Below are 5446 nucleotides of genomic sequence, written 5' to 3'. Positions count from 1 at the left end.
GTCGAGTTCCCCGCGCCCGCGGTCTGCCCCGTCGCCGACCTCTCCGAGCGCGCGAACACCACCATCAGCGACGTCTCCACGAGCGTCGCGGCCGCCGACGGCGCCGACTGCGTCACGGAGTTCCTCGTCGACGCCGACGCAGTCCCGGAGGACTACGGCGAGCCGGTGTTCGAGTACGCCGACCGCCACCTCTACCGCGTCGCCCACGACGCCGACGCCGACTGCCCCTGCGTCTGCCTCGGCGAGTTCGACACGCCGGTCGACCGCTTCTTCGCGCACGCCGGCGACCTCGAGGTCGTCTTCCACGCCGAGAGCTTCGAGCAGCTCCAGACCATCGTCGGCGAGTTCCGCGACCGCTACCGCGACGTCGACATCCAGCGGCTCGTCCGCGCGCCCACCGGCGGCGCCCCGCGGGACTCGGTGTTCGTCGACCGCGGGAAGCTCACCGACCGCCAGCTCGAGACTCTCCGGACCGCCTACGAGATGGGCTACTTCGCCCAGCCGCGCGAGGCCAACGCCACCGACGTCGCCGCCGAGCTCGACATCACCGCGTCGACGCTCACCGAACACCTCGCCGCCGCCCAGCGCAAGCTCTTCGCGGACGTCCTCGAGGAGGGGTCGTGACCGGCTCCGCTCGGCACCGAGCCCCCTGCTCGCCCGGGCGTACTTAAACCCCCCTCGATAGCAGGGTCCCACACTCCTCCCCCCGGAGTCCATCCTACGAGATATGAGCCAGAGCCAGCTGCCCGCCGGCATCCGCACCGACCGCGACGACGGCCCCACCACGCACACCGACGCCGAGGACGTCCAGAGCGTCCTCGACGCGCTCGACGACGCCGACTGCCGCGCGATTCTGGAAGCCACCCGCGACGCCACGCTCACCGTCAACGAGATCGCCGCCCGCTGCGACCTCCCGCAGTCGACGGCCTACCGCAAGGTCGACATCCTCGCGGACGCCGGCCTGCTCGAGGAATCCCTGCGCGTGCGCCGCTCCGGCAAGCACGTCAGCGAGTACGACTGCGGCGTCGACGACGTCACCCTCTCCGTCGACGAGAGCGGCGTCGCGCTCACCGTCGACCACGCCGACACCGAACCCAGCGCCACGTTCGCGAACTCCCTGTCCACCCGGCACGTCGCCGACGACTGACCGGCCGGCCGCGTCGCTGTCCGTCGAAACAGAGAACTGAGACTCTTCCTCGACGATCCGCTCGGAGAACCGACGGCGCCGCCGCTGTCGGACGTTGGAACAGCAGGATTGTGCGTGGGTGATGTCCCAGAGGGGATATCACCGTGCATCGCCGTTTCGCCTCGACGGCGAAGCCGTCTCGGCGTTCGGCGGCGCGTCGCGCCGCCCGAGCGATGCGTGGGACCGGATTTGAACCGGCGAACCTCTACAGGACAGCGCCCTCAACGCTGCGCCTTTGGCCTAGCTTGGCTACCCACGCTCGCTACGTGCGTTTGCAACCCACCGTACCCGCCGACCAATTAAAACCCCTACGATTTGGCCGTCGCCTGCGAGTCGCCGACACGGAAACCGCTATGGGGCGGGCGTCCGAACCGTCGCCCATGACAGACGGGTTCGCGCGGCGGCACGTCGGGTCGCTGACCGCGGTGCTCTCGGCGGCGTCGCTCGCGCTCGTGATCGCCGCGGTCCGCGGGTTCGTCCCCGCCTCCGCGGTCCCGCACGCGCCGCAGGCGTTCCTCGACTTCCTCCCGACGCTGAACGCGGCGCTCAGCGCGGCCGCCATCGTCACCATCACCGTCGCTGGCGCGCCATCCGGGACGGGGACGTGAACCGCCACAAGGGCGCGATGGTGGCGTCGACGCTGCTGTTCGCGCTGTTCCTCGCGTTCTACCTCTACCGCATCGTCGTCGAGGGGACGACGTCGTTCGCGGGCCCCGAGGCCGTCTACACGTTCGTCTACCTCCCGGTTCTCGTCGTCCACATGGGGCTGGCGATGGTCTCGATTCCGCTGGTGTACTACGCGCTGTTGCTCGCGAGCACGCGCCCGCTCTCCGAGATTCCCGCGACCAGCCACGCGAAGGTCGGCCGCGTCGCGGCGTCGCTGTGGCTGGTGTCGTTCGCGCTCGGCATCGTCGTCTACCTCCTGCTGTACGTGCTCTACTGACGCCGGGTCTGGACCCACTCCGGCGGTTCGACGGTCGTCGCGTCCGCCCACGTCACGTCGAGCGTCCGCCGCCCGACCGGCGTCGTCGTGTTCCGGTCGCGGGTGACCGACAGGGAGAGCACGCGCCCGCTCGCCGCGACCTCGAGCGTGGCGGCGTTCCGCGAGGGCGCGTCCCCGCTCAGCGTCGTCTCGTCGGCCGACAGCGTGGTCACGGTCCGGTCGTCCCGGCGCTCGGTGTCGACCACCGCGAACTCGAGGCTGTCGAGCGCGCCGCGGAGGTGTTGAGCCTGGACGACGCGCTCGACGACCAGCGGCGCGCCGCCGTCGCGGGATTCGGCGCGAACCGACGTCTCGTTGCCGTACTGCATCCGCCGCAGCACGGTCGTCTCGTTGGCGTACACCTCGAATCGCCCGGCCGTCGTCTCGTTCCCGCTGACTCGGACGCCGCGGGAGACGACGTGGATGCGCGTCAGGTCGGGCGTCGCGCGAGCCGTCGCGGTCGTCTCGACGGCCCGGACCTCGCCGGCGATTCGTATCGCTGTCGTGCTGTTCGACCTGACGACGGCGCCGTGCGCGACGACGTGCTCGCGGTGGGCGTCGACGAGCGCGGTGGCGTTCGAGACGCCGTCGGCGGTCACGCCCGGCGGGTACGTCGGCTCCGGGGGGCGCTCGGTGCCGGGCGCCGGACCGACCCCGTTACAGCCGGCGAGCACGACCAGCGCGACTGCGGCGACGTGGAGGGCTGGGCGCATATCCGGCGGGTCGGCCGCGCCGCGTAAAAATCTCGCGTGCGGTCAGTCGTCGGCGGACGCGCCGACCGGCCGGTCGATGTCGCGGTCGGCCGCCTCGCCGGGGATGTCGTAGGGGTACTCGCCGGTCACGCAGCCCGCGCAGAGGTCCGCCTCCGAGCGGCCGATCGCGGTCGTGACGGCGTCCAGCGAGAGGTAGGAGAGGCTGTCCGCGCCGATCTGCTCGGCGATCTCGCCGTCGGTCTTGTCCGCGGCGATGAGTTCGTCGCGGGTCGCCATGTCGATGCCCATGTAGCAGGGCGCGCTGATGGGCGGCGCGCCGATGCGCACGTGGACGGCTTCCGCGCCGGCCTCCCGGAGCAGGTCGACGAGCTGGCTGCTCGTGGTGCCGCGGACGATGGAGTCGTCGATGACGGTGACTGTGCGGCCCTCCACGGTGGACTTGATGGGGTTGAGTTTGAGGCGGACGGCCTGCTCGCGCGCCTCCTGCGTGGGCATGATGAACGTCCGGCCGACGTACCGGTTCTTCATCAGGCCCTCCGCGAACTCGACGGTGGCGCCGTCGCTCTGCGCGGCCTCCGCGTACCCGGAGGCGAACGCGCGGCCGGAGTCCGGGACGGGCATCACGACGTCCGTGTCGACGCCGTTCTCCGCCCAGAGCTGGCGGCCGAGCTCGCGTCGCACCTCGTAGACGAGCTCGTCGTCGATGACCGAGTCCGGGCGCGCGAAGTAGACGTACTCGAAGAAGCAGTTCGCGGTGTTCTCGGCCTCGACGAGCTGGTGGGAGTCGTACCCCTCGCCGTCCTCGTGGAGGACGATCAGCTCGCCCGGGCGGACGTCGCGGACGAGGTCGCCGCCGAGCGTGTCGATGGCGGCGGACTCGCTGGCGAGTACGTAGCCGTCGTCGAGTTCGCCGAGGACGAGCGGGCGGTTGCCGAGCGGGTCGCGCACGCCGAGCACGGTGTCGTCGTGCATGATGGTCAGCGAGTACGACCCGTGGACGCGGTTCATCGTCGTCTCGACGGCGGCGACGAGGTCCTCGTCGAGGAGGTTGCGCGCGAGGTCGTGGGCGATGACCTCGGTGTCGCCGTCGCTCGTGAACGCGTGCCCGCTGCTCGCGAGGTCGTCGCGGATCTCGTCTGCGTTCACGAGGTTGCCGTTGTGACTGAGGCCGAGCGCGCCGCCCTTGAACGAGACGGAGAACGGCTGCGCGCAGGACTTGTCGACGCTGCCCGCGGTCGGGTAGCGGACGTGCCCGATGCCCGCGCTCCCGACGAGCCCCTCGATGTCGGCCTCGTCGAAGGCCTCCCCGACGAGGCCCATGCCGACGTGCTGGTGCTGCTGGAAGCCGTCGTGGGTGACGATGCCCGCGGACTCCTGCCCGCGGTGTTGGAGCGCGTACAGCGCGTAGTACGTCGGGAAGGCGGCGTCGCGCTCGGCGAGGGAGACGCCGACGACGCCGCACTTCTCCGTGGGATGGTCGAACTCGGGGCCGTCCTCGCGCCCGGGTGACATGGACGCTCCTACCCCGGCAGGCAGGGTAAAACTTCCGCAACCGTGTCGAACTCGCCCCCGCTCACTACATTTGTATGCACGAATGTGTTCATCATCGACTGGCGTGTTACCGAATCACAAAACCGCGGCTGCCGGTACAGCAACTGCTCCAGCGGCTCCGGAACGAACTGCGAGTCGAGGAACGAGTGCGTCGCTACGGGGCCGAGAGAGACGCAGGAGAAAACGGCGCCGTCAGTTGTCGCCGGTCTTGCCCTGCCAGTTGTAGCTCCGGCGCTTCGCGGACTTGCCGAAGCCACAGCTCGAACAGACCTTCTTCTTCGTGTGGTAGGACTTCTCGCCGCAGCGGCGGCACTTCGTGTGCGTCGTCGTGTTCTTCTTCCCTTGGCTCGGGGTCCCAGCTCCCGTCATGGTTTGATGGTAACGACGTTGTCGCCACGGATAATCGTTGTGTCTTCGCCCTCCAGCACGACGTTCATGTGCTGGTCGTAGCCCGTGAGGACGCCGGTGAACTCCTCGCCGTCCTTGAGTCGGACCGTGACGGTCTCCTCTAGGGACTCCTCGAGTACGTCGAGTGGTCGGCCGCTCATACACCAACCGGGACGTGTCGCGTCTATAAGCGTACCGGACCGTGCCCGCCACCCTGAGAACGCTCAGACGTCCACGGCGAACGAGTCGCGGTCGGCTTCCCGGACCGCGAACGCCGCCAGCAGGTCCGCGGCGGCCTCGACGTCCTCGGTGTCCACGACCTCCGCGGGCGTGTGCATGTACCGGTTCGGGATGCCGACGGCCGCCGTCGGGATGCCGCCGCGCGCCCGGAAGAACGTGTCAGCGTCCGTCCCCGTCGTCGTGGACATGGCCTCGACCTGCACGTCGATGTCTTCGGCGTCGCCCGCCGCTCGGACGGCGCGGACGACCTCGGGGTGGCTCGCTCCCCCGCGGGTCACCGTCGGCCCGCCGCCCAACTCGATCTCGCTGGCGTGGCTGCTCGGGTAGCTCGGGTTGTCGGCGGCGTGCGTGACGTCCGCGACGAGCGCGACGTCCGGGTCGAGGTCG

At 70.1% G+C, this 5446-nt stretch carries 7 protein-coding genes, 1 tRNA gene and 1 pseudogene; 3 read left to right on the top strand and 6 right to left on the bottom strand.

All coding sequences use genetic code 11. The features are described 5' to 3' along the window. Together GJ634_RS13895 and GJ634_RS13890 are read left to right on the top strand one after the other, a co-directional pair. Positions 1 to 624, top strand: a 624-nt coding sequence (locus GJ634_RS13895) for a helix-turn-helix domain-containing protein (protein WP_157503467.1), incomplete at its 5' end; no start/stop codon positions are given. Between the two features lie 103 nt (positions 625 to 727). Further along, positions 728 to 1147, top strand: a complete 420-nt coding sequence (locus GJ634_RS13890) for a helix-turn-helix domain-containing protein (protein ID WP_157503466.1) — start codon at positions 728 to 730, stop codon at positions 1145 to 1147. 213 nt (positions 1148 to 1360) lie between these two features. Here GJ634_RS13890 and GJ634_RS13885 read toward each other — a convergent pair. Further along, a tRNA-Leu gene (locus GJ634_RS13885) sits at positions 1361 to 1445 on the bottom strand. Positions 1446 to 1566: 121 nt separating this feature from the next. On the opposite strand from GJ634_RS13885, the pseudogene GJ634_RS13880 reads away from it, so the two are divergent. Beyond that, positions 1567 to 2129 (top strand): annotated as a pseudogene (locus tag GJ634_RS13880) (DUF420 domain-containing protein). Here the strand turns inward: GJ634_RS13880 and GJ634_RS13875 are convergent. From GJ634_RS13875 to GJ634_RS13855, 5 genes are all read right to left on the bottom strand, one after another. Next, positions 2123 to 2881 carry a hypothetical protein gene (locus GJ634_RS13875; protein ID WP_157503465.1) on the bottom strand — a complete coding sequence of 253 codons (759 nt, stop codon included), beginning with the start codon at positions 2879 to 2881 and terminating at the stop codon, positions 2123 to 2125. The pseudogene GJ634_RS13880 and the gene GJ634_RS13875 overlap by 7 nt on opposite strands. 42 nt (positions 2882 to 2923) lie before the next feature. Next, positions 2924 to 4393, bottom strand: a complete 1470-nt coding sequence (purF, locus tag GJ634_RS13870) for an amidophosphoribosyltransferase (protein ID WP_157503464.1) — start codon at positions 4391 to 4393, stop codon at positions 2924 to 2926. A 231-nt stretch (positions 4394 to 4624) separates the two neighbouring features. Then, a complete protein-coding gene (locus GJ634_RS13865; RefSeq protein ID WP_059057211.1) occupies positions 4625 to 4801 on the bottom strand; it encodes a 50S ribosomal protein L37e in 177 nt (58 codons plus the stop codon). Next, positions 4798 to 4980: an LSM domain-containing protein gene (locus tag GJ634_RS13860; RefSeq protein ID WP_157503463.1), complete on the bottom strand. Its 183-nt coding sequence runs from the start codon at positions 4978 to 4980 to the stop codon at positions 4798 to 4800. The genes GJ634_RS13865 and GJ634_RS13860 overlap by 4 nt, the downstream gene beginning before the upstream one ends. Positions 4981 to 5043: 63 nt before the next feature. After that, a partial coding sequence (locus GJ634_RS13855) for a M20/M25/M40 family metallo-hydrolase (protein WP_157503462.1) occupies positions 5044 to 5446 on the bottom strand: 403 nt, incomplete at its 5' end.

The organism is Halobacterium sp. CBA1126, assembly GCF_009741975.1.
Taxonomy (GTDB): Archaea; Halobacteriota; Halobacteria; order Halobacteriales; family Halobacteriaceae; genus Halobacterium.
The sequence above is the reverse complement of the archived record's forward strand: the minus strand, read 5'-3'. Positions and strand labels throughout refer to the sequence as shown.

Bases quoted from the DNA above. Each gene is read 5' to 3' on its own strand.
- purF (WP_157503464.1), bottom strand. From the start codon at position 4,393: ATGTCACCCGGGCGCGAGGACGGCCCCGAGTTCGACCATCCCACGGAG.
- GJ634_RS13875 (WP_157503465.1), bottom strand. From the start codon at position 2,881: ATGCGCCCAGCCCTCCACGTCGCCGCAGTCGCGCTGGTCGTGCTCGCC.
- GJ634_RS13860 (WP_157503463.1), bottom strand. From the start codon at position 4,980: ATGAGCGGCCGACCACTCGACGTACTCGAGGAGTCCCTAGAGGAGACC.
- GJ634_RS13865 (WP_059057211.1), bottom strand. From the start codon at position 4,801: ATGACGGGAGCTGGGACCCCGAGCCAAGGGAAGAAGAACACGACGACG.
- GJ634_RS13890 (WP_157503466.1), top strand. From the start codon at position 728: ATGAGCCAGAGCCAGCTGCCCGCCGGCATCCGCACCGACCGCGACGAC.